This is a genomic window from Microbispora sp. CL1-1, assembly GCF_012034195.1.
Lineage (GTDB): Bacteria > Actinomycetota > Actinomycetes > Streptosporangiales > Streptosporangiaceae > Microbispora.
Genome location: NZ_JAATEK010000023.1, coordinates 50,403 through 72,715, shown reverse-complemented (window position 1 = coordinate 72,715; position 22,313 = coordinate 50,403). Strand labels below are relative to the sequence as shown.

General features: G+C 70.8%; 20 protein-coding genes. 13 read left to right on the top strand and 7 right to left on the bottom strand.

The window, feature by feature from the left end; genetic code table 11:
- Positions 1-217 precede the first annotated feature (217 nt).
- Positions 218-982: a DNA repair protein RecO gene (gene recO, locus HCK04_RS24815; RefSeq protein WP_142649793.1), complete on the top strand. Its 765-nt coding sequence runs from the start codon at positions 218-220 to the stop codon at positions 980-982.
- A gap of 185 nt (positions 983-1,167) precedes the next feature.
- Entirely contained in the window at positions 1,168-1,965 is a 798-nt protein-coding gene (locus HCK04_RS24810) for an isoprenyl transferase (RefSeq protein WP_142649792.1), read from the top strand.
- A 35-nt stretch (positions 1,966-2,000) separates the two neighbouring features.
- Here HCK04_RS24810 and HCK04_RS24805 read toward each other — a convergent pair whose 3' ends face one another.
- The 3 genes from HCK04_RS24805 to HCK04_RS24795 all read right to left on the bottom strand — a co-directional run bounded on the left by HCK04_RS24805 (position 2,001) and on the right by HCK04_RS24795 (position 3,524).
- Entirely contained in the window at positions 2,001-2,549 is a 549-nt protein-coding gene (locus tag HCK04_RS24805) for a CGNR zinc finger domain-containing protein (protein WP_221889967.1), read from the bottom strand.
- Positions 2,550-2,638: 89 nt separating this feature from the next.
- Positions 2,639-3,046 carry a transcriptional repressor gene (locus HCK04_RS24800; protein WP_142649791.1) on the bottom strand — a complete coding sequence of 136 codons (408 nt, stop codon included), beginning with the start codon at positions 3,044-3,046 and terminating at the stop codon, positions 2,639-2,641.
- A 55-nt stretch (positions 3,047-3,101) separates the two neighbouring features.
- Positions 3,102-3,524 (bottom strand): DUF6703 family protein, encoded by a 423-nt coding sequence (locus HCK04_RS24795; RefSeq protein WP_312845767.1) that lies wholly within the window; start codon positions 3,522-3,524, stop codon positions 3,102-3,104.
- 116 nt (positions 3,525-3,640) lie between these two features.
- On the opposite strand from HCK04_RS24795, the gene HCK04_RS24790 reads away from it, so the two are divergent.
- From HCK04_RS24790 to HCK04_RS24775, 4 genes are all read left to right on the top strand, one after another.
- Positions 3,641-3,958, top strand: coding sequence for an antibiotic biosynthesis monooxygenase family protein (locus HCK04_RS24790; protein ID WP_142649790.1), 318 nt, complete (start codon positions 3,641-3,643; stop codon positions 3,956-3,958).
- Between the two features lie 165 nt (positions 3,959-4,123).
- Entirely contained in the window at positions 4,124-5,509 is a 1,386-nt protein-coding gene (locus HCK04_RS24785; protein ID WP_142649789.1) for a glycine--tRNA ligase, read from the top strand.
- 163 nt (positions 5,510-5,672) lie between these two features.
- Positions 5,673-6,050 carry a YciI family protein gene (locus HCK04_RS24780; protein ID WP_205830665.1) on the top strand — a complete coding sequence of 126 codons (378 nt, stop codon included), beginning with the start codon at positions 5,673-5,675 and terminating at the stop codon, positions 6,048-6,050.
- Between the two features lie 188 nt (positions 6,051-6,238).
- The gene (locus HCK04_RS24775; protein WP_142649788.1) at positions 6,239-6,841 is read left to right on the top strand and encodes an ATP-dependent Clp protease proteolytic subunit; all 603 of its coding nucleotides are present in this window, start codon (positions 6,239-6,241) and stop codon (positions 6,839-6,841) included.
- A 158-nt stretch (positions 6,842-6,999) separates the two neighbouring features.
- Here HCK04_RS24775 and HCK04_RS24770 read toward each other — a convergent pair whose 3' ends face one another.
- Entirely contained in the window at positions 7,000-8,667 is a 1,668-nt protein-coding gene (locus HCK04_RS24770; protein ID WP_205830664.1) for an alpha/beta hydrolase, read from the bottom strand.
- 458 nt (positions 8,668-9,125) lie between these two features.
- Between HCK04_RS24770 and ppdK the strand changes: the two genes are divergently transcribed.
- The 3 genes from ppdK (at position 9,126) to HCK04_RS24755 (ending at position 14,751) form a co-directional block, all read left to right on the top strand.
- On the top strand, positions 9,126-11,762 hold the full coding sequence (gene ppdK, locus HCK04_RS24765; RefSeq protein ID WP_142649787.1) for a pyruvate, phosphate dikinase: 2,637 nt from the start codon (positions 9,126-9,128) through the stop codon (positions 11,760-11,762).
- A gap of 150 nt (positions 11,763-11,912) precedes the next feature.
- On the top strand, positions 11,913-13,379 hold the full coding sequence (locus HCK04_RS24760; protein ID WP_142649786.1) for a M14 family metallopeptidase: 1,467 nt from the start codon (positions 11,913-11,915) through the stop codon (positions 13,377-13,379).
- A 67-nt stretch (positions 13,380-13,446) separates the two neighbouring features.
- A complete protein-coding gene (locus tag HCK04_RS24755; protein WP_142649785.1) occupies positions 13,447-14,751 on the top strand; it encodes a deoxyguanosinetriphosphate triphosphohydrolase in 1,305 nt (434 codons plus the stop codon).
- Between the two features lie 51 nt (positions 14,752-14,802).
- Here HCK04_RS24755 and HCK04_RS43735 read toward each other — a convergent pair whose 3' ends face one another.
- On the bottom strand, positions 14,803-15,660 hold the full coding sequence (locus tag HCK04_RS43735; protein ID WP_168066232.1) for a LysR family transcriptional regulator: 858 nt from the start codon (positions 15,658-15,660) through the stop codon (positions 14,803-14,805).
- A gap of 71 nt (positions 15,661-15,731) precedes the next feature.
- Between HCK04_RS43735 and HCK04_RS24745 the strand changes: the two genes are divergently transcribed.
- Entirely contained in the window at positions 15,732-16,475 is a 744-nt protein-coding gene (locus tag HCK04_RS24745) for an SDR family oxidoreductase (protein WP_142649784.1), read from the top strand.
- A gap of 160 nt (positions 16,476-16,635) precedes the next feature.
- On the opposite strand, the gene HCK04_RS24740 is transcribed toward HCK04_RS24745, so the two are convergent.
- Positions 16,636-17,484: a M23 family metallopeptidase gene (locus HCK04_RS24740; RefSeq protein WP_142649783.1), complete on the bottom strand. Its 849-nt coding sequence runs from the start codon at positions 17,482-17,484 to the stop codon at positions 16,636-16,638.
- 147 nt (positions 17,485-17,631) lie between these two features.
- Here HCK04_RS24740 and dnaG point away from each other — a divergent pair, with 147 nt between their 5' ends.
- The 3 genes from dnaG (at position 17,632) to HCK04_RS24725 (ending at position 21,552) form a co-directional block, all read left to right on the top strand.
- Positions 17,632-19,551, top strand: coding sequence for a DNA primase (dnaG, locus tag HCK04_RS24735; RefSeq protein WP_260617395.1), 1,920 nt, complete (start codon positions 17,632-17,634; stop codon positions 19,549-19,551).
- A gap of 146 nt (positions 19,552-19,697) precedes the next feature.
- Positions 19,698-20,837, top strand: a complete 1,140-nt coding sequence (rpoD, locus tag HCK04_RS24730) for an RNA polymerase sigma factor RpoD (RefSeq protein ID WP_221889969.1) — start codon at positions 19,698-19,700, stop codon at positions 20,835-20,837.
- A 211-nt stretch (positions 20,838-21,048) separates the two neighbouring features.
- Positions 21,049-21,552, top strand: a complete 504-nt coding sequence (locus HCK04_RS24725) for a hypothetical protein (RefSeq protein WP_240971781.1) — start codon at positions 21,049-21,051, stop codon at positions 21,550-21,552.
- A gap of 405 nt (positions 21,553-21,957) precedes the next feature.
- On the opposite strand, the gene HCK04_RS24720 is transcribed toward HCK04_RS24725, so the two are convergent.
- The gene (locus HCK04_RS24720; protein ID WP_142649780.1) at positions 21,958-22,260 is read right to left on the bottom strand and encodes a YtxH domain-containing protein; all 303 of its coding nucleotides are present in this window, start codon (positions 22,258-22,260) and stop codon (positions 21,958-21,960) included.
- Positions 22,261-22,313 lie beyond the last annotated feature (53 nt).

Genomic DNA, 22,313 nt, shown 5'->3' with positions numbered 1-22,313 from the left:
CGCGGGGAAGTCCGCCGGAAGCCAAAGCTTAGTGACCTTTCGGTTGAACCGATGCACCCCAGGTTTACCGTACGGCCCCTGGATGTACAGCTTGGGACGGGTTCGTCACAGGGCATCGTCGCCGGATCATTACCGAATTTTCACCGTTCGTGCGCCTCAACGGGGCGAATGCCCGACTGACGGGGCGGGCGCCCGCGCTCACCCATACGATGGCGGGGTGAGCCTCTACCGGGACGAGGGCGTCGTGCTGCGCACCCAGAAGCTGGGTGAGGCCGACCGCATCATCACCATCCTCACCCGGCGCACCGGCAAGGTCCGCGGCGTGGCCAAGGGCGTGCGCAGGACCAAGTCGCGCTTCGGCGCGCGGCTGGAGCCGTTCTCCCACGTCGACCTGCAGCTCCACAGCGGCAGGTCGCTCGACGTGATCACCCAGGTCGAGACCCTGCACCCGTACGGCGAGGCGATCGTGGCCGACTACGCCAGATACACCGCGGGGACCGCGATGCTGGAGACGGCCGACCGGCTGACGGTGGGGGAGAAGGAGCCGGCGCTGCGCCAGTTCCTGCTGCTGGTCGGCGGGCTGCGCACGCTCGCCGAGGGCGGCCACGAGGCCCGGCTGGTGCTCGACGCGTTCTTCCTGCGCTCGCTGGCCGTCGCGGGCTACGCGCCCGCCCTGTCGGAGTGCGCGCGGTGCGGCGCTGAGGCCGTGCGCGCCTTCGCGATCGTCGCCGGTGGTGTGGTGTGCGGCGCGTGCCGCCCGGCCGGCGCCGCCGTACCCGCCGCGGAGACGATCGCGCTGATGATCGCCCTGCTGCGCGGCGACTGGGCGGCGGCCGACGCCTCCGAGGCCCGGCACCGCACCGAGTGCAGCGGCCTGGTCGCCGCCTACCTGCAGTGGCACCTGGAGCACGGCATCCGCTCCCTGCGTCATGTGGAGAGGGAGTGGCCTCAGGCGACCGCAAGCGAAGTGCGGATCATTTGACCTGGCACTCCGGGGGTCCGGGGGGCGTGCCCCGGTTTGGCGCTGCCAGGTGACCGCAAGCGAAGCGAGGATCGTCTGAGCGGCCCTCACGGGGGTCTGGGGGGTCGTCCAAAACGCACAGAATCCGCACGGGATCCACACCTCTCGCGAGCGTGGGACCGGCCCGGACGCAATACCCTCGGTACATGGTCCGTCCTCCCACTCCGCATCCGTCCGGTGCCACCCCGCCTGCCATTCCCCGCGACCTGCTGCCGCGCCACGTGGCGATCGTCATGGACGGCAACGGCCGATGGGCCAAGGCGCGCGGGCTGCCCAGGACCGAGGGGCACAAGATGGGCGAGTCGTCGCTGTTCGACGTCATCGAGGGCGCCATCGAGATCGGCATCCCCTACCTGTCGGCGTACGCCTTCTCCACGGAGAACTGGAGGCGCTCGCCCGACGAGGTGCGCTTTCTCATGGGGTTCAACCGCGACGTCATCCGCCGCCGCCGCGACCAGCTCAACGCGATGGGCGTACGGGTCCGCTGGGCCGGGCGTCCCGGGCGGCTCTGGAAGAGCGTGATCAAGGAGCTGGAGGACGCCGAGCGGATGACGGTCGGCAACAGCACGCTGACCCTCCAGTTCTGCGTGAACTACGGCGGTCGCGCGGAGATCGTGGACGCCGCCGTGCGGCTGGCCCAGGACATCGCCGCGGGCAGGGTCAAGGCCGACAAGGTCTCGGAGAAGACCTTCGCCCGCTATCTGGACGAGCCGGAGATCCCTGACGTGGATCTGTTCCTGCGCTCGTCCGGCGAGCAGCGCACGTCCAACTTCCTGCTCTGGCAGTCCGCGTACGCCGAGATGGTCTTCCTCAACCAGCTGTGGCCCGACTTCGACCGGCGCGACCTGTGGCAGGCGTGCGAGATCTACGCCAAGCGCGACCGCAGGTATGGCGGGGCCATGCCGAACGAGACGGCCGCGAACTCCGGCGCCGCGCGCGGCTGACGGAACGGCGCTCGAACGCGGCGGGCCCGGCGTCGTCAGGAGGCGTCGCGGCGGCGGGCCCGATACGCGGCGACGTGCATGCGGTTGCCGCAGGTGCGGCTGTCGCAGTAGACCCGGGAGCGGTTCCGCGACTCGTCCACGAAGACCTGGGAGCAGTCGGGCGCCGCGCACGTGCGCAGGCGATCCCGCTCGTTCTCCACGAGCACGTGGGCGAGCGCGACCCCGCAGTCGGCGGCCAGGTGCTCGGCGATCGACGAGCCCGGCGCGAAGTAGTGCACGTGGAGAGGGTGGCCGTCGTGCTCGGCGAGGTGCGGCGTGATGCGGGTGCGCTGCAGCAGCGTGTTGAGCAGGCCGACCGCCGTCGGCTGGTCCGGCGCGGTGAACACCGCGTGGAACTCCTCGCGCAGCGCGCGGACCTCGGCGAGGTCCCGCCGGGTCACCGCTTCGACTCCGCTGACCTCTCGCCTGCGGACGAACTCCTCGAGGTCGCCGACCTCGGCCAGCGTGTCGCGCTCGCCGGCGCCGGTGTTGATGAGGTCCACCACCGTCCCCAGCGAGTACACCATGTCATGGCTGAACGGCACGCCATCTCCCTCTAGTCGCGGCGGGCGGGATCGTGTCCTTTGTCGCGGCGCCCGCAGCGTACCTCTCATAAGGCCCGCGTGGGACGGGGTCAGCCCTTTCCGGCCGTCTCCGCCCGCGACGCCGCCTCCGCGCACGAGGAGCAGGTGCCGAAGACCTCCACGGTGTGCGTCACGTTGATGAAGCCGTGCTCGGCCCCCACGACCTCGGCCCAGCGCTCGACGTCCGGCCCGGCCACCTCGACCGTACGCCCGCAGTCCCGGCACACCAGGTGATGGTGGTGAGAGTCGGTCTGGCACGCCCGGTAGACCGACTCGCCCTCGTCGGTGCGCAGCACGTCGACCCGGCCGGCGTCGGAGAGCGACTGGAGCGCCCGGTAGACGGTCGTCAGGCCGATCTTCGAGCCGATCGCACGCATCTCGGCGAACACGTCCTGCGCGCTGCGGAACCCCCGGCTCTGCCGGAGGATCTCGTGAACGGCGTCACGGCTCTTCGTCATCAGGACTCCTGTGTACGGCTTCGCCCTACGACCTACCAGGTTAGGCCGGTTCGCGTCAGATCAGGCCGAAACGGGTGGCGGCGAGGAGGACCAGGAACGTCGCCACCGCCACGCGCAGCAGCCGGCCCACCGGACGCAGCGAGGGCCAGGACAGGTAGGCCAGCCAGACGATGAACGCGAGCACCGGAAGCACGGCCACCCCGCCACGCCAGTCGGCCACCACCAGCCCGGCGATCAGCAGGGCCACCATGACCAGAGGGACCACCCAGCGGGGCTGCTGGAACAGGAAGACCAGCGGCGCGGCGCTCCTGCGCTCGACCTCCGCGCGCAGCCCGGTGGCGCCGGGCGTGAAGAACTGCTCGCCCTGCGGCAGCGGCCGCCGCATGCGAGGGGGCGCCGCGTTCTCCCGGGCGGGGGCCTTCCTCGCCAGGGGATGGGCCGGCACCTGACGGCGCGGCGGTTCGGTTTCGCTTCCCACGTGTTCGAGCCTAGTGCGCATCGGCCCCGTCGTGGCCCTGTCGCCGGCTATGCCGCTCCGGCCGGGGCCGCCCCCTCCCCGGCGGGCCGTACGAGAGGGGTGGCATGCTGGGCGGCATGCTCGCCGTGATCCGTTATTCGGTGCCGGGCGCCCGCGCCGACGAGTTCGCCGCCCAGGCGCGCGACATCCTCGACCTGCTGGCCGCGCAGCCTGGATACCTGCGCGGGCAGATCGGCAGGTCGGTGGACGAGCCGGCCCTGTGGGCCGTGGTCAGCGAGTGGGAGGGCGCGGGCTACTACCGGCGTGCCCTGTCCGCGGCCCGCATGGTGATGTATCCCCTGATGACCCTTATGATCAACGAGCCCGGCGCCTTCGAAAGCGTCTACACGCTGCCGGGCGAGGGGGCGAGCGCCGGGACCGTGGGCAAGGCTTGAGCGCGGGGGCGCCGGATTCCCCTAAGCTTGAGCACGGATCCTGGCAGGTGGCCGGACGTCCCGCAGCCGCGACACGGCGGCCGGGCCGGCCCGCCCGCTTCAGCGAAGCATCGCGCCGCTGACCCCGATCTCAACGCCGACACCCAGCCGGATGGAGTTCCACTGATGGCACGTCGCACCGACGTCTTGGAAACGATCGTCAGCCTCGCCAAACGCCGCGGGCTCGTCTTCCCGTCGAGCGAGATCTACGGAGGCCTGCGGGCGTCCTGGGACTACGGCCCTCTCGGTGTCGAGCTCAAGAACAACGTGAAGCGCGAGTGGTGGAAGGCCATGGTGCAGGGCCGCGACGACGTCGTCGGCCTCGACTCCTGCGTCATCCTCGCCCGTGAGGTCTGGCAGGCCAGCGGTCACGTCGAGACCTTCACCGACCCGCTCACCGAGTGCCAGTCGTGCCACAAGCGCTACCGCGCCGACCACCTCATCGAGGCGTACGAGGCCAAGCACGGCAGCGAGCCGGCGGGCGGCCTGGCCGACATCACCTGCCCCAACTGCGGAAACAAGGGCGCCTTCACCCAGCCCAAGCAGTTCAGCGGCCTGCTGAAGACCTTCCTCGGCCCGGTGGAGGACGAGTCGGGCCTGGCGTACCTGCGGCCGGAGACCGCCCAGGGCATCTTCATCAACTACCTGAACGTCCAGCAGTCGGCCCGCAAGAAGATCCCGTTCGGTATCGGCCAGATCGGCAAGTCGTTCCGCAACGAGATCACCCCGGGCAACTTCATCTTCCGCACCCGTGAGTTCGAGCAGATGGAGATGGAGTTCTTCGTCAAGCCCGGCACGGACGAGGAGTGGCACCAGTACTGGATCGACGAGCGCCTGCGCTGGTACGTCGACCTCGGTATCAACAAGGACAACCTCCGGCTCTACGAGCACCCGAAGGAGAAGCTGTCCCACTACTCGAAGCGGACCGTGGACATCGAGTATCGCTTCAACTTCGCCGGCGGCGAGTGGGGCGAGCTTGAAGGCATCGCCAACCGCACCGACTTCGACCTCACCGCGCACGGCAAGGCGTCCGGCACCGACCTGTCGTTCTTCGAGCAGGAGTCGGGCGAGCGCTACGTGCCGTACGTCATCGAGCCGGCGGCCGGTGTGGACCGCGCGACGCTGACCTTCCTGCTCGACGCCTACACGGTCGACGAGGCGCCCAACGCCAAGGGCGTCATGGAGGAGCGGACCGTGATGCGCCTCGACCACCGGCTCGCCCCGGTCAAGGTCGCGGTGCTGCCGCTGTCGCGCAACGCCGACCTGTCGCCGAAGGCCCGCGACCTCGCGGCCCAGCTGCGCCGCCGGTGGAACGTGGACTTCGACGACGCGGGCGCCATCGGCCGCCGCTACCGCCGCCAGGACGAGATCGGCACGCCGTTCGCGATCACGGTCGACTTCGACACTCTTGAGGACCAGGCCGTGACGATCCGCGAGCGGGACACCATGGCCCAGCAGCGGGTCGCGCTCGACCAGGTCGAGTCGTACCTGCGTCAGCACCTCAACGACTAGATCACCACGACAAGGCGCCTGCCCGGAAATCCCCGGACAGGCGCCTTTCGTCATTGATCGGTGAGTGGTGCGATCGGTTGATCGCCGGTTCGCCGTTGTGGTCGACGGACGGCTCATCGGCCCGAGAAGATCCTGCGCGGCACGCCGGCGTCGGCGAGGATGGGTGCCGTCTGTGCAGAGCGACCAGGGAGCCGACGCGATGGCGAAATACCTGATCTCGTTTCCGAGTGCCGCCATGGCCCTTTCCGGCGAGGAGCTGCAGGCGGCCGCGACCGCGGCGCACGCCGTCGTGCAGGAGGCGAAGGACGCCGGTGTCTGGGTGTTCGGCGGCGGCATCGACGAGAGCGTTCCGCCCGTCATGGTGGACGGGGACGGGACCGTGACCGAGGGCACCTACCCGCAGACGCGGCGGCTCGAAGGCGGCTACAGCATCCTGGAGCTGCCGTCCCGCGAGGCGGCGCTGGAGTGGGCCGCGAAGATGGCGGTCGCGTGCCGGTGCGCGCAGGAGGTCCGCGCGTTCCAGTACGACCCCGCCGTCTGACGGGCCGCGGGCTCGCCGGGAACCGCTCCCGGCCTCGCGGCACGAAAGATCGCGGCTAATCGCGAGAAATATGCTTGTAGCGTAATTTCCGGCGGCGAAAATGTGCTGAGAGTGAAATAAGCAGTCCTGTTCCGGGGTTCCGGGACTAATGTCGCGGCATAACCCGGCTACCGGAACAGGGAGACCACATGGACCACTTCGCGCGCTCAGGCGACCGCGCCGCCGACCGGTTCGGCTTCGGCGATCTCGGCCACAAGCTGCTGGAACGCCGCATCGTCGTGCTCGGCCAGGAGGTCGACGACGACATCGCCAACCGGATCTGCTCCCAACTGCTGCTGCTGAGCGCGGAGGACTCCACGCGGGACATCAGCCTTTACATCAATTCCCCCGGTGGTTCCGTGTCGGCCGGTCTTGCGATTTACGACGTCATGCAATATGTGCCGAACGACGTCGTGACCGTCACCATGGGCCTCGCCGCCTCGATGGGACAGTTCCTGCTGTGCGCCGGCGCGCAGGGCAAGCGTTACGCCCTGCCGCACGCGCGCATCATGATGCACCAGCCGCTCGGCGGCATCGGCGGCACGGCGGCCGACATCGCGATCCAGGCCGAGCAGATGCGCCACACGAAGAAGACCCTGGCCGAGCGCACCGCCTTCCACACCGGCCAGCCGCTGGAGCGCATCGAGGCGGACGCCGACCGCGACCGGTGGTTCACCGCCGAGGAGGCCAAGGCGTACGGCATCGTCGACCACGTGGTGGCCGGGCTCGGCGCCGTACGGACGGCCCGGTAGAAGCGGGCCCCCTACAGGCACACACTGAGCGGCAGGGCGTCGGCGGCACGGTGAGCGCCGACGTCGGCCGCACTGTGCCGCTTGTGAGGGGCCGCTTGTGAGGGGCCGCTTGTGAGGGGCCGCTTGTGGAGGGCGTCGGAGCGAGCGGGGGAGCGTGCTCAGCCGCAGCGCGTTCCGTTGGGCGGGACCGTCCCCTCCAGCAGGTAGGCGTTGACCTTCTCGTCGATGCACTGGTCCTGGCCGTACGCGCCGTGGCCCTCGCCGTTCAGCGTCAGCAGCACGGCGGTGCGCAGCTGCTCGGCCAGCCGCGGCGCCCACTGGTAGGGCGTGGCCGGGTCGTTCGTGACGCCGACGACCAGGATGGGATTGGACCCGGTGGCGTCGACGTGCCGGGCGGCGTCGTTCCCGCGCACCGGCCAGACGCTGCACGACCCCGCGCTGATCGCGGTCGAGGCGAAGATCGGGCTCTTCTTCTCCAGTTGCCGGGCCAGCTCCTTGGCCTGGGCGACCGAGGGGCGGTCGGTGCTGTCGACGCACAGCACCGACGGCAGCGAGAACTGCAGGGTCGAGTAGGTGCCGTTCGGCTGCCGCCCGGCGTACTGGTCGGCCAGGGCGAGCAGGCCGTCGAGCTTGCCCTTCCTGCCCTCGTCCAGCGCCTCGGTGAGCAGCGGCCAGGTGAGCTTGCTGTAGAGCGCCTGGGTGATGCCCGCCCTGGCGATGTCCTCGGTGACCGTGCGCGAGCCGACCTTCCCCGGCGTGCGGGCCAGGGTGTCGAGGAGCTTCAGCACGGTGGCGTTCGCCTCGGCGGGGGTTGCGCCGAGCGGGCAGCTCGTCCGCGTCTTGGCGCAGTCGGCCAGGTAGTCCTCGTACGCCTTCTGGAAGCCGAGGGTCTGCGTCTTGGCCATTTCGAGCATGCTGACCGAGGGGTCGACGGCCGAGTCGAGCACCATCCGCCCCACCTTCTTCGGGAACTGCGTGGCGTACACCGCCCCGAGGTGGGTGCCGTAGGAGAAGCCGAAGTAGTTGAGGTGCGGCTCGCCGAGTGCCGTGCGCAGCATCTCCATGTCGCGCGCGGCGTTGACGGTGCCGACGTAGGGGAGGATCCAGCCCGCGTTGCGCTCGCACGCCTGGGCGAATCCCGTGACGAGCTTGGTCTCGGTCGCGGTGTCGTCGCTGGGCTCCTCGCTCATGTACTGGTCCATCTGGGGCCCGGTGAGGCAGCGGATGCCGCTGCTGCGTTCCACGCCGCGCGGGTCGAAGCCGACCAGGTCATAGCGGGTGTTCAGGGTGGAGAACGCGTGGGCCGCGTTGATGAGCGTGGTGACGCCGGAGCCGCCGGGACCGCCGAAGTTGAAGACCAGGGAGCCGATCCGCCGGCTGGGGTCGGTGGCCCGCAACCGGACCAGGGCGATGCCGATCTTCTTGCCTTCCGGCTCGGCGTAGTCGAGGGGCACCTGCAGCGTGGCGCACTCGAAGCCCGAGGCGGACGCCGTCTCCTCGCACGCCTTCCAGGCCAGGGACGGCGTGCTCGACACGTACGCCACCGGGGTGACCCGCGCGGCCCCGCAGCCGGTGGTCGCCGCCATCGTGCCGAGCCCGGCGACCACCGCCGCCATCACCGGCCCGACCCGCCGCGCCGCCGTGCGCCGTGTCGCCGTGCGCCGTGTCGCCGTGCGCCGTGTCGCCGTGCGCCGTGTCGCCGTGCGCCGTGTCGCCGTGCGCCGTGTCGCCGTGCGCCGCGCCGCCGTACGCTGTGCCGCCAGGACCTGTGCTGCCAGGACCTGTGCCGTCAGGACCCGTGCCGCCAGAACCCGTGCGGCCCGCATTCGTGCCGTCATTCCCCGCGCCGTCACTCGCGCCGATTCCCCTCGCTCCGGAAGCCCTTGCTCCAGAACCCCTTGCTCCAGAACCCCTCGCGACAACGCTCGCGACACCGACAACCCTCCGTGTTCGACTCTGTTCGGAGGGTGCCTCGTTTATATCGCATGCACTCGGCGCCGCATCGCCGACTCACCGGAACTCCGCCTTACCGGACAATGGTCTAAACCATTTCCTCCCGGCCGCTCCGGAACCTTCATGCCGCCCTTGGTGACGAATTGGTTTATACCAGTTCGCGATCACCGGAAAAATGGCCGTTCTTTGATTGGATTAGACCTCTGCAATGCCTCCTACCTGCTTAGACGCCATATGTGGTGAAGGGTGAGGTTTGGTGCTGCTTTTCCTAGGTACAGTCCGGTTGCGGACCGCATCCGCGGTTTTATTGAAGTCGGCGAAGGAGCGTCGCATGCCCAAGTACGTTTACGACTTCACCGAGGGCAACAAGGACCTCAAAGACCTGCTCGGTGGCAAGGGCGCCAATCTGGCGGAAATGACCAACATCGGCCTCCCCGTGCCTCCCGGCTTCACGATCACCGCCGAGGCGTGCCGCCACTATCTGGGGCACGGCTGCATGCCCGAGGGGCTGGAGGAGGAGATCGGCGAGCACCTCGCCGCCCTCGAAGCGCGGATGGGCAAGCGCCTCGGCCAGGCGGACGACCCGCTGCTGGTGAGCGTGAGGTCGGGAGCCAAGTTCTCGATGCCCGGCATGATGGAGACCGTCCTCAACATCGGCCTCAACGACGACTCCGTCATCGGGCTGGCCAAGCAGTCGGGAAACGACCGTTTCGCGTGGGACTCCTACCGCCGGCTCATCCAGATGTTCGGCAAGACCGTCCTGGGCATCGACGGCGAGCTGTTCGAGGACGCCATGGACGACCTCAAGGGCGAGCGGGAGGACACCGAGCTCGACGCCGGCGACCTCCAGCGGCTGGTCGAGATCTTCAAGGGTATCGTCCGGGAGCGTACGGGCCGCGACTTCCCCGCCTGCCCCCGGGAGCAGATGGACCTCGCCGTAAGGGCGGTCTTCGACTCCTGGAACGCCCCGCGCGCGATCCTCTACCGCCGGCAGGAGCGCATCCCCGCCGACCTCGGCACGGCCGTCAACATCGTCGCCATGGTGTTCGGCAACATGGGCCCCGACTCCGGCACCGGGGTCGCCTTCACCCGCGACCCCGGCTCGGGACGCCAGGGCGTCTACGGCGACTACCTGTGCAACGCGCAGGGCGAGGACGTCGTCGCCGGAATCCGCAACACCGTCCCCCTGCAGGAGCTGGAGAAGATCAACCCGGCGGCCTACCGCGAGCTGCTCGACATCATGGCGACGCTGGAGCGGCACTACCGCGACCTGTGCGACATCGAGTTCACGATCGAGCGCGGCAAGCTGTGGATGCTGCAGACCCGGGTCGGCAAGCGCACGGCCGCAGCCGCCTTCCGCATCGCCACCCAGCTCGTGGACGAGGGCCTGATCGACATGGACGAGGCGGTCACCCGGGTCACCGGCGACCAGCTCGCCCAGCTCATGTTCCCCCGCTTCGCCGCGACGGCCGGCAACCACAGGCTGACCACCGGCATGAACGCCTCGCCCGGCGCCGCCGCGGGCAGGGCCGTCTTCAGCTCCGAGCGGGCCGTCGAGCTGGCCGGGCAGGGCGAGGCGGTCATCCTCGTGCGGCGGGAGACCAACCCCGACGACCTCGCCGGGATGATCGCGGCCCGCGGCGTGCTCACCTCCAGAGGCGGCAAGACCTCCCACGCCGCCGTGGTGGCGCGCGGCATGGGCAAGACCTGCGTGTGCGGGGCCGAGGAGCTGGAGGTCGACCCGCGCGCCCGCCGGTTCACCGCGCCCGGCGGGATCGTCGTCAACGAGGGCGACGTGATCTCCATCGACGGCGGCACCGGTGCCGTCTACCTGGGCGAGGTGCCGGTCACCCCCTCACCGGTCGCCAGGTATTTCGAGGGCGAGCCGGCCGAGGACGAGCTGGTGGAGGCCGTCGACCGGATCATGACCCATGCCGACTCCGTGCGCCGGCTCGCCGTACGGGCCAACGCCGACACCCCCGAGGACGCCGCCCGAGCCCGGCGCTACGGCGCCCAGGGCATCGGGCTGTGCCGTACGGAGCACATGTTCCTGGGGGAGCGGCGGCGGCTCGTCGAAGACCTGATCCTGGCCGCGACGCCCGAGGAGCGGCAGGCGGCGCTCGACGCGCTCGAACCGCTGCAGACCGGCGACTTCACCGGCATCTTCGCGGCCATGCGCGGGCTGCCGGTGACGATCCGGCTGATCGACCCGCCGCTGCACGAGTTCCTGCCCGACCTCACGGACCTGGCCGTGAAGGTGGCCGTCGCGGGAGACGCGGCCGACGACCGCGACCGCAGGCTGCTTGAGGCCGTCAAGCGGCTGCACGAGCAGAACCCGATGCTCGGCCTGCGCGGCGTACGGCTCGGCCTGACGATCCCCGGCCTGTTCGCCATGCAGGTGCGGGCCATCGCCGCGGCGGCCCGGCAGGTGGAGGACGCGCGTGCGGAGATCATGATTCCGCTGGTCGGCGCGGTGCAGGAGCTGGAGATCGTCAAGGAGGAGGCGGAGCGGATCCTCGCCGAGGCGGGCGTGGCGGCGGCGATCGGCACGATGATCGAGGTGCCGAGGGCGGCGCTGACGGCCGGTCAGATCGCCGAGGCCGCGGAGTTCTTCTCGTTCGGCACCAACGACCTCACCCAGATGACGTGGGGCTTCTCCCGCGACGACGTGGAGAGCGCCTTCTTCAGCAGATATCTCGACCTGGGCGTCTTCGGGGTCTCGCCGTTCGAGTCGATCGACCGCGAGGGCGTCGGACGGCTGATGCGAGTCGCGGTCGAGGAGGGCAGGCGCACCCGGCCGGATATCAAGCTCGGCATCTGCGGCGAGCACGGCGGCGACCCCGACTCGGTGCACTTCTGCCACGAGATCGGCCTCGACTACGTCTCCTGCTCCCCGTTCCGCATTCCGGTGGCCCGGCTGGAGGCGGGCCGTGCCGCGCTGACCTGCGCGCAGTCCGACACGAGATGAGGTGAAATTCCATAGAGCATCCGGACTGGTTGTGGAATGACCAGATCGGAGTGCGGGCGGTTCACCGGGTCGTGCGACACGGCCCGGTGGATGTTGAAGCCGGGCGATTGACTGATCACTCTACGTACCTACCGAGAGGGAGGGCGTGGAGTGAGAAGACGTCGCCGTCTGCCGGCGCTGGGGGTCGCCGCGGCGCTGCTGTGCACCCTCGCGACACCGCTCGGAGCCACACCGCTCGGCGCGGCGCCCGCGGCGTCGGCCGAGCAGGCGGGCCAGGCTCGGCAGGTGGGGCAGGCTCGGCAGGTGGGCCGGGAGCCGTCGCCGTCGCGGCAGTATCAGGTGGACGGCCCGGCGAACGTCGCGCAGCGCAGCGCGGTGGCCCGCACGGGTGCCGCCGTCGACGAGGTGCACGGTCGGAGCATGGTCGTCACCGCGACGCCCCAGGAGGCCGACGCCATCCGCAGGCTCGGGTTCACGGTCACCGAGCTGGTGTCGCCCGCCGAGGACCGTGGGCCGCAGACGTTCGACTTCCCCTCGCGTGACTCCGCCTATCACAACTACGCCGAGCTCAGCGCGCTGGTCGACCAGGTCGTCGCCGCCCATCCCACGATCGCCCGCAGGTTCAGCTACGGCCGCTCGTACGAGGGCCGCGACCTGATGGGCGTCAAGATCAGCGACAACGTGGCCATCGACGAGAACGAGCCGGAGGTGCTGTTCACCGCCCACCAGCACGCGCGCGAGCACCTCACCGTCGAGATGGCGATCTATCTGCTGCGGTTGTTCACCGACAACTACGGCGGCGACGCGCAGATCACCGACCTGGTGAACACGCGGGAGATCTGGATCCTGCCCGACCTCAACCCCGACGGCGGCGAGTACGACATCGCCACCGGCTCCTACCGGTCGTGGCGCAAGAACCGCCAGCCCACCTCCGGGTCCTCCGGCGTGGGCACCGACCTCAACCGCAACTGGGCCTACCGGTGGGGCTGCTGCGGCGGCTCCTCCGGCACCCCGTCGAGCGAGACCTACCGCGGCTCGGCCGCCGAGTCGGCCCCGGAGGTCAGGGCGGCGGCCGACTTCGTGCGCAGCCGCGTGGTCGGCGGCGTCCAGCAGATCAAGGCGGCCATCGACTGGCACACCTACAGCGAGCTGGTGCTCTGGCCGTACGGGTACACGACGGCCGACACCGCCCCGGGCATGACGCAGGACGACCGGGACGCGCACGCCGCACTCGGCCGGCGCATGGCGGCCACCAACGGCTACACCGCCGAGCAGTCGAGCGACCTCTACATCACCGACGGCTCCATCGACGACTGGATGTGGGGCACGTACAAGATCTTCACGTACACGTTCGAGATGTATCCCCGGGGGAGCAACCCCGGCTTCTACCCGCCCGACGAGGTGATCGACCGGGAGACCTCCCGCAACCGGGCGGCCGCGCTGCTGCTCGTCCAGAACGCCGACTGCGTCTACCGGGTCATCGGCAAGGAGTCCGCCTACTGCGGCACCGTCGACGGGCAGCTCACCGGCGTCCCCGGGCGGCGCCGACGCGCATCACCCGTGGCCGCTTACCGGGCAAGGGGGCAATCTCCCATCGGACTACTGGATCTGTCGTGAAACCGGACCTTCGCGGGTACGCTCCATTCCCCGCAGCCACGGGGTTTGCCACAAGGAAGGAGGACGCATGGCCCGCTACGACGAGCACGACCAGGCACGGTGGGTGCCGGAACCGCCCGGCAACCCCGAGCGCGGCGCGTTCGAGCGGGACCGGGCACGCGTGCTCCACAGCGCCTCGCTCCGCAGGCTCGCCGCCAAGACGCAGGTGGTGACCCCCGCCGACTGCACCGGCCTGCACAGTCCCCGCACCCGGCTGACCCACTCCCTCGAATGCGCGCAGATCGGCCGCGAGATGGGCAAGGTGCTCGGCTGCGACCCCGACCTCGTGGAGACCGCCTGTCTCGCCCACGACCTCGGCCATCCCCCGTTCGGCCACAACGGCGAGGCAGCACTCGACGAGCTGGCCGCGCCGTGCGGCGGGTTCCAGGGCAACGCGCAGAACCTGCGCCTGCTGACCCGGCTGGAGGCCAAGGTCCTCACCGAGGACGGCCGCAGCGCCGGGCTCAACCTCACCCGGGCCGCGCTCGACTCGGTCTGCAAGTATCCCTGGGCCGGGTCCTCCTGCCGGATCCCCGGGGTCCCGCTCGCCGACGAGGGCAGGCCCTACTGCGTCTACCCCGACGACCTGGCGGTCTTCCTGTGGGCGCGGGAGGGGGCGCCCGACTACGCGGTCGGCTTCGAGGCGCAGGTCATGGACTGGGCCGACGACGTCGCCTACTCGGTGCACGATCTGGAGGACGCGCTGACGTGCGGTCACGTCACGATGGCGGCCCTGCGCGACCCGGAGGAGCGGCTGGAGGTGTGCCGCCTGACGAGGGAGTGGTACGCGCCCGACGCCGCCCTGGAGGAGCTGTCGGAGACCTTCGCCCGGCTGCTCGCCGAGCCGCTGTGGCCGTCCGCGTTCGACGCCGGGCTCGCCGACCTCGCCGCGCTCAAGCGGCTCACCAGCGCCCTCATCGGCCGGCTGTGCCGCTCCGCCCAGGACGCCACCCGGGAGGCGTACGGCTGCCGCCCCGCGCCGGGCGGCAGGAGCGGCCGGAGCCGGTACGACGCGGACCTGGTGGTGCCGCGGACGACCCGCCTGGAGTGCGCGCTGCTCAAGGGAGTGACGGCCCGCTACGTGATGTCCAGGGAGGACCACCACGCCGTCCAGGCCCGCCAGCGCGAGATCATCGCCGAGCTGGGCGACCTCGTCCTGCGTGGCGCCCCGGCGACCCTGGAGCCCGCGCTGCGCCAGCAGTTCGAGCAGGCCGCCGACGACGCGGGACGGCTGCGCGCGGTGGTCGACCAGATCGCCTCGCTGACCGACGCCTCCGCCATGGGCTGGCACCGCCGCCTGTCGGCGGGCGCCCACAGCCTCAGGGCAGGCTGACCCCTGCCCGAGCCGTCCCCGGGCCGACGCGTGGGGATCACCGTGTCCGGCTCAGGGCCGTCCGGCCCGCCGCGCCACCTCCGCCGCCGTACGCACGAAGGCGGCCAGCGCGCGCGACCGCGCGTCCTGCGGCCAGGCCAGGACCAGCGTCGTCGGCGGCGCGTCGGGCACGGGCACGCCGACGAGGTCGTGACGCAGGTTCCCCCGGATCGACCGGGGGACGACCGCCACGGCCCGGCCGAGCGCCACAAGATGCATGAGCTGGCCGCTCTCGACGATGCCGAAGGAGCCCCCGGCGATGTCCTCGGGCCACCGCGGCAGCGGCTCGCCGTCGAGATCCGCCATCGACAGCTCCGCGCGGCCGGCGAGCCGGTGCCCCCGGGGGAGCACCGCCACCTGGCTTTCCACCAGGAGCTCCTCGACCGCCAGGCCGGTCAGATCCTCGCGCGGCGCGTGCAGCAGGGCGGCGTCGGCCCGGCCGTCCCGCACCATCGCCCCTCGCTCCCGGGCGCTGAAGACGATGTCGACGGGCAGCGCGCCCGGCGTGGCCGCGTACGCCGCGAGGATCTCCGGCAGCAGGTCGGCGTCCCCGCCCGGTTTGGCGGCGAGCACGAGCGAGGGCGTGTCGCGGCCGGCCCGCCGGGTCCTGCGTACGGCCGCCGACACCGCGGCGAGCGCGGCGTGGCCCTCCCGCAGCAGCGTCTCGCCCGCTTCGGTCAGCTCCACCGTGCGGTGGTCGCGCTCCAGCAGCCGCACCCCGAGGCGGCGTTCGAGCCGCTGGATCGCCCGCGACAGCGGCGGTTGCGCGATGCCGAGCCGCTGGGCCGCCCGCCCGAAGTGCAGCTCCTCTGCCACCGCCACGAAATAGGTCAGCTCCCGCGTCTCCACGGTGTCGTCACCGGCGGTCATACCGCGAGGGTATCGCCCGTGACCGAGACGGTGTTGGGCACCGGGAGGGACGGGATGGTGGGCTTGCCTCCATGAACGGCACTGACACCATCGCCCTGGTCACGGGCGCGAACAAGGGAATCGGACACGAGATCGCCAGGCAGCTCGGCGAGCTCGGCATGACCGTGCTGCTCGGGGCGCGCGATCCGGGGCGCCGGGACGAGGCGACCGCGAAGCTGCGGGCGGAGGGCCTGGAGGTCCACCCCCTGACGATCGACGTCACCGACGAGGAGGGCGTGCGGGCGGCGGCGCAACAGGTGGGGGAGCGGTTCGGCCGTCTCGACGTGCTCGTCAACAACGCCGGCATTTCCGGCGGCGCCCGGCAGACGCCCGGCTCGGTCGACCTCGGTGCGGTGCGCGAGGTGTTCGAGACCAACGTGTTCGGCGTCATCCGGGTGACCGACGCGATGCTGCCGCTGCTGCGGCGGTCGCCGGCCGGGCGGATCGTCAACGTGAGCAGCGGCACGGCGTCGATGACGCACATGACCGACCCCGATCACTACTTCGCCCGGAGGCAGACCGTCGCGGGCTACCCGCCGTCGAAGGCCGCGCTGAACATGCTCACCATCCAGTACGCCAAGGAGCTGCGGCCGCTCGGCATCCTGGTCAACGCCATCGCCCCCGGGGCGTGCGACACCGACTTCGCCAGGGACCTCGGCATGTCCCTGCCGCGTACGGCGGCGCAGGGCGCGGCGGTCGCGGTCACGCTCGCGACGCTCGGCGCCGACGGACCGTCGGGCGGGTTCTTCGCCGAGGACGGCCCGGTGCCCTGGTGACCGTCCTCGTCCCGCGGGCGGGGCCGTGTGCGACGACCCCGCCCGCCGCGACGGTCATCCGCGTGCGAAGCCCGCCGCCCCGCTCCCTCGGCGGCACGGCCGGTCCGGCCGTCCGTCACGAGGCCCGGAAGCGGTTCTCCGCGGCGCGGGGCCCGCTCGTCTAGAGCGGGATGACCACGACGTCGTCGTCACCGCCACCGCCGCGGTTCTTCTTCTTTTTCTTCGTGGGCGGCTTGGTCTCCTCGGGGACGGGCGTGACCTGCTTGGAGGTGCACAGTTGCGTGCAGGGCGGGGTCTCGCCCATCTTCTTGCGCAGCGTGAGCATGGCCTTGCGCGGCGAGACGGTGCGGTTGCCGTCGTCCCAGGCGTCCAGGAAGGGCCACGGCGGCACCACGCCCCGCCGTATCCACCAATACTGGGGCGCGACCGGCCACGACATGGCGAAGTAGAGGTTGCTCGCGGTGTCGCGCGCGTTGCCCGTGTTGCCCACCCGGCCGAGCAACTGCCCGGCCTTGACCTTGGTGCCCGGCGTGACGCTCTCCTCCACGGAGTCGAGGTGGCCGCCGAGGTACAGCACGCCGTCCTCGCCCTTGATCGTGACGAACCGGCCCTCGCGGTCGGGGCCGCGGTCGGTGGAGGGCGACCAGAGGTTCCTGAGGTTGACCTCCTGGACCACCCCGTCGACCGGCGACACGAACGCGCAGCCCTTGGCCGCCCAGATGATCGTCTTGGGCAGCACGAGCAGCTTGCGGGAGTACGACACCCTGCAGCCCTTGATGGGGAAGGCGTACGTGTAGGGAGACACCTTCGGCGGCGGGACCCGCACCGGCTCGTCGCCGGGCGGAGGCACGATGTGGCCGGGCTGGGCGTCGTCCATGGCGGCCGTGATGCCGTTTCCCTGCGGCGGCGTGGGCGGCAGCGTGCTCACTCCCGCGACCCCGGCGGGCGCTCCGCAGGACGCCGCGACGAACGCGGCGCCGGCGAGGGCGGCCAGTCTCCCCGATCGCATGATCTCCACCTGGTCGACGTTACCGAACCTTTCCTTTCTAACGGACCAAGCCGCACATCACGACCGGTTCCGAAAAGTCGTGACATGTCCTCGGCCATCCGTGGTGGGGCGCCCGGGCTGTCGGGGGCAGGCTCTAGACTCGCGAGCGTGGCAGGGCGAAGCGGTCGGATCAGTGACGAGGACATCGCGCTCGTGCGGGAGCGCTCGCCGATCGCCGACGTCGTCGGCGAGCACATCCAGCTCCGCAACGCGGGCGGAGGCAACCTCAAGGGGCTGTGCCCCTTCCACGACGAGAAGTCTCCATCCTTCAACGTCACCCCGGCCCGGGGCTACTACTACTGCTTCGGCTGCGCCGAGGGCGGCGACGTCATCACGTTCGTCCGCAAGATCGAGAACCTGACGTTCACCGAGGCGGTCGAGCGGCTCGCCCAGCGCGCCGGCATCCAGCTCCGCTACGAGCAGGGCGGCTACGTGCCCGGCCGCGAGCAGGGCGAGCGGCTGCGGCTCATCGAGGCGCACCGCGCCGCCGCCGAGTTCTACGCCGAACGGCTGTCCGCCCCCGAGGCGGCGCCCGGCCGGCGCTTCCTGTCCGAGCGCGGCTTCGAGCGGGCCGACGCGGAGCACTTCGGCGTCGGCTACGCCCCCAACGAGTGGGAGGCGCTGTCGCGGCACCTCATGGGCCGCGGGTTCACCTCCCAGGAGCTGATCAAGGGCGGGCTGGCCCGCGAGGGCAGGCGCGGCCCCGTCGACCGGTTCCGCGGCCGGCTGATCTGGCCGATCCGCGACATCACCGGCGACGTCATCGGGTTCGGCGCGCGCAAGCTGCTCGACTCCGACGACGGTCCCAAATACCTGAACACCCCCGAGAGCCCGATCTACCACAAGAGCTCGGTGCTCTACGGCGTCGACCTCGCCAAGCGGGAGATCGCCAAGAGGTCGCAGGCCGTCATCGTGGAGGGCTACACCGACGTCATGGCCTGCCATCTGGCGGGTGTGCCGACCGCGGTGGCCACCTGCGGCACCTCCTTCGGGGAGGACCACATCAAGGTGCTGCGCCGGCTGCTGCTCGACCAGGCCGAGTTCCGGGGTGAGGTGATCTTCACCTTCGACGGCGACTCGGCGGGACAGAAGGCCGCCCTGCGCGCGTTCCAGGACGAGCAGAAGTTCGTCACGCAGACCTTCGTCGCCGTGCAGCCCGACGGCCTCGACCCCTGCGACCTGCGGGTCAAGCAGGGCGACGCCGCCGTGCGCGACCTGATCGCCAGCCACGAGCCGCTGTTCGCCTTCGCGATCCGCAGCACCCTGTCGCGCTACGACCTCGACACCAACGAGGGACGCCTGGCCGCGCTCGACGCCGCCGCGCCCATCGTGGCCTCGATCAAGGACCCCGGGCTGCGCAAGACCTACGTGGTCGACCTCGACCGCTGGCTCGGCTTCATCGACGAGGGCTTCGTCATCCAGCGCGTACAGCAGGTCGTTGGGCGGGCGCAGGAGGGCGGCCACGCTCCCGGACGCCGGCAGGCGGCGCGTGGGGCCGCGCCCGCGCGGCCCGCCCCGGCACGCCAGGAGCCCCTGGACCCCGCGGTCCGCCTGGAGGCGGAGGCGCTCAAGCTCGCCGTCCAGCGGCCCGCGCTGCTCGGACCGGAGTTCGACGCGCTCGGCGCGGCGACGTTCACCCTGCCCGAGCATGTCGCGCTCTACGAGCTCATCGTGGCGGCGGGCGGGACCGTCGCCGGGGGGCCCGGCGGACGCGAGTGGGTCGACCGGCTGCTGGAGCAGGCCGACGCCGCGGCGCCCGGCGAAACCGGCGTCGATCTGAGGTCGCTCGTCACCCGGTTCGCCGTCGAGGCCGTCCGCGCCGACGTCAACATCGAGGAGCGGTACGGCGCGGCCGTCCTGGCCAAGATCCAGGAGGTCGCGGTCGGCCGGGCCATCGCCCAGGTGAAGTCCCGGCTGCAGCGGCTCAACCCGGTCGAGGAGCAGCAGGAGTACAACCGGCTGTTCGGCGAACTCGTGGCGCTGGAACAGCAGCGACGCGTGTTGCGAGAACGCGCCAGCGGGGCCTGAATAAACGTCCCTTTCCAGATCTCACAGTCGCCAAACATATGTTTTGATCTCGATTCGGTATTGACTTCCGCCTTACCTTGGGTGACAAAAATAGGCCTGCCATTTAGTGGTGCCTTTCCTGCACACTGTGTTGCGTGGGTGCATCGGTGCTGCCAAGCAGGCCGCCATCGGTAGACCAGGTGGCGGACCTCGTCGCGAAGGGAAGGGAACGCGGGAGCGTCACGGTTGACGACGTGGCCGCCGCGCTCGACCGATCCGAGCTTCCCGCCGACGCGCTGGAGCGCGTCGTGCGGATGCTCGCCGAGAACGGGGTTGAGGTCCTCGAGCCGCAAGGCGACGAGGAGCCCAGCAAGCCGGACGAGGAGGATCTCGGCAAACGCGCTCCGACCAGCGACCTGGTCAGGATCTATCTCAGAGAGATCGGCAGGGTTCCGCTGCTCACCGCCGAGGAGGAGGTGGAGCTCGCCAAGGCCATCGAGGCCGGTCTGTTCGCGGAGGACAAGCTCTGCGAGAGCCCGGCCGCCAGGTTCGCCCGGCCGGAGCTGGAAGACCTGGTCTGGGAGGGCGTCCGCGCCAAGCAGCGCCTCATCGAGGCCAACCTCAGGCTCGTGGTCTCCATCGCCAAGCGCTATGTCGGCCGCGGAATGCTGTTCCTGGATCTCATTCAGGAAGGCAATCTCGGTCTCATCCGGGCGGTCGAGAAATTCGACTACACCAAGGGATACAAGTTCTCGACGTACGCGACCTGGTGGATTCGCCAAGCGATCACCCGGGCGATCGCCGACCAGGCGAGAACGATCCGGATTCCCGTGCACATGGTCGAAACGATCAATAAATTGGTCCGCGTGCAGCGGCAGCTCCACCAGGATCTCGGCCGGGAGCCCGCCCCCGAGGAGATCGCCGCCGAGATGGACCTCCCGATCGACCGCGTGGTGGAGATCCAGCGCATCGCGCAGGAGCCGGTCTCGCTCCAGGCGCCCATCGGCGAGGAGGACTCCGACCTCGGCGACTTCATCGAGGACGCCGACGCGGTGGTGCCGATGGAGGCCGCGGCCTTCATCATGCTGCAGGACCAGCTCGACGACATCCTGGCCACGTTGTCGGAGCGCGAGCAGCGGATCATCCAGCTCCGCTTCGGGCTCTCCGACGGTCACCCCCGCACGCTGGAGGAGGTCGGCCGGGAGTTCGGCGTCACGCGTGAGCGCATCCGCCAGATCGAGTCCAAGACGCTGGCCAAGCTGCGCCACCCCACCCGCGCCCAGATGCTCCGGGACTACCTGGACTGACGGCACGACCGCGAACGAGCGCCTCCCGCCCCCGGGGAGGCGCTCGTCGCCGTTTTATGCCCCCGATTCGGCGCTGGGTGGCTCTCCTGAGCGCGAAGCGGCTCGCGTACGGTCCCCCGGGGCTCCCGGGTGCGGAGCCGTACGACAGGAGGGACGGGGCGCCGGATAGCCTCGGGGGTGTTAACGGTCGTCGTACGCTGGCGGTGCTCCCTTGACCTATCAGAAGCCCTCGTTGTCCCGCCTGTTCGGCTCCCGGCTGCCCCGTGAGGCCCGTGCGGCCCTCGCTTTGGAGCGTGGCGAGCGTCCCGTCAGCCACGCGGTGACGCCGGGGGGCGGCCACATCGTCGCCACCACTCTTGCCCTGCACATGCCGGACGGGCCGCGCCTGCCGTGGCACCTGATGGACAGGGCCGTGTGGGACGAGGAGGGCGTGACGGTCACGATGACGGACGGGGCCGTCCACCGGGCCCTCCTGACCGAGCCGGGCAGGCTGCCGGAGACGATCCGCGAGCGGGTGACCTCGACGATCGTCGCGAGCCGCCACGTCACCATCGACGGCCGCGGGGGAGTGCGCCTGGTCGCCCGGCGGATCCCCGGCTACGACACCCCGCGCTGGGAGTTCATCTTCGACCCCGGGCTCGATTCCGACGACCCGGGCCTGCGCGCCCATGCCGAACAGGCGCTCGAAGAGGTGCGGCGCAGCCTCGGCGTCTGACGCCGCCGGAGCCGGGAGACCTTGCCATGCTCGGCTCGGCGACGCATCGGGTGCGCGGCGTCGGCGGCGTGCTCTACGGCGCGGGCCGTGCGTGCGGAAGGGGCCCACGGCGTTGCGCCGGCGTGCGGAAGGAGCCTACGGCGTGGGCCGTGCGGTATGGGGTCTACGGAGCGGGCCGTGCGCGCGGAAAGGGCCTTGCACGCGTGCGGAAGGGTTCTCACGGTGCGGCACGTGCGGAAGGGGCCTACAGCGCGGCATGCGGGTCGCGGGAGGGCCTCACGGCGCGCGCTCGCGCCCTGGAGAGGCGGGGGACAGGCGACGGGCCTCCGGGGCCCGCAACGGGGCCCGTCGTCCGTTCCTGAGGCCCGCAGGCCGTGGTCAGGGCATGGTCTGCCGGGGGACGGTTCAGGGGATCTGGTCGGAGCCGGCGGGCCAGCCGGTGGCCGTCCCGACCCGGTCGTTCCTGTCGGCCTGCTCCCAGGTCTCCGTTCGCCTCAGGAACGGCACCTTGTCGCTCGCGAGGTCCTTGGCCTTGCCCGCCACCTTCGACGCCTGGGCGCCGACCAGCCCGGCGGCTTCCTGGACTGTGGGGCTGTCCGCGAACCGCTGCGCGAAACGCTTGATCTGCTCGTAGCGCTCACGCCCGGCCCGCGTGCCGAGGACGTAGCCGATGGCCAGCCCGGTGGCGAACATCGCCTTGTATCGCATCTTCCACCTCCGCGCTCGTGTTCCCCGGCCCCCTACCCCGAGGGCCTGTCTCT

Bases quoted from the DNA above. Each gene is read 5' to 3' on its own strand.
- HCK04_RS24810 (WP_142649792.1), top strand. From the start codon at position 1,168: ATGGTCCGTCCTCCCACTCCGCATCCGTCCGGTGCCACCCCGCCTGCC.
- HCK04_RS24800 (WP_142649791.1), bottom strand. From the start codon at position 3,046: ATGACGAAGAGCCGTGACGCCGTTCACGAGATCCTCCGGCAGAGCCGG.
- HCK04_RS24790 (WP_142649790.1), top strand. From the start codon at position 3,641: ATGCTCGCCGTGATCCGTTATTCGGTGCCGGGCGCCCGCGCCGACGAG.
- HCK04_RS24785 (WP_142649789.1), top strand. From the start codon at position 4,124: ATGGCACGTCGCACCGACGTCTTGGAAACGATCGTCAGCCTCGCCAAA.
- HCK04_RS24775 (WP_142649788.1), top strand. From the start codon at position 6,239: ATGGACCACTTCGCGCGCTCAGGCGACCGCGCCGCCGACCGGTTCGGC.
- HCK04_RS24770 (WP_205830664.1), bottom strand. From the start codon at position 8,667: ATGCGGGCCGCACGGGTTCTGGCGGCACGGGTCCTGACGGCACAGGTC.
- ppdK (WP_142649787.1), top strand. From the start codon at position 9,126: ATGCCCAAGTACGTTTACGACTTCACCGAGGGCAACAAGGACCTCAAA.
- HCK04_RS24755 (WP_142649785.1), top strand. From the start codon at position 13,447: ATGGCCCGCTACGACGAGCACGACCAGGCACGGTGGGTGCCGGAACCG.
- HCK04_RS43735 (WP_168066232.1), bottom strand. From the start codon at position 15,660: ATGACCGCCGGTGACGACACCGTGGAGACGCGGGAGCTGACCTATTTC.
- HCK04_RS24745 (WP_142649784.1), top strand. From the start codon at position 15,732: ATGAACGGCACTGACACCATCGCCCTGGTCACGGGCGCGAACAAGGGA.
- HCK04_RS24740 (WP_142649783.1), bottom strand. From the start codon at position 17,484: ATGCGATCGGGGAGACTGGCCGCCCTCGCCGGCGCCGCGTTCGTCGCG.
- HCK04_RS24720 (WP_142649780.1), bottom strand. From the start codon at position 22,260: ATGCGATACAAGGCGATGTTCGCCACCGGGCTGGCCATCGGCTACGTC.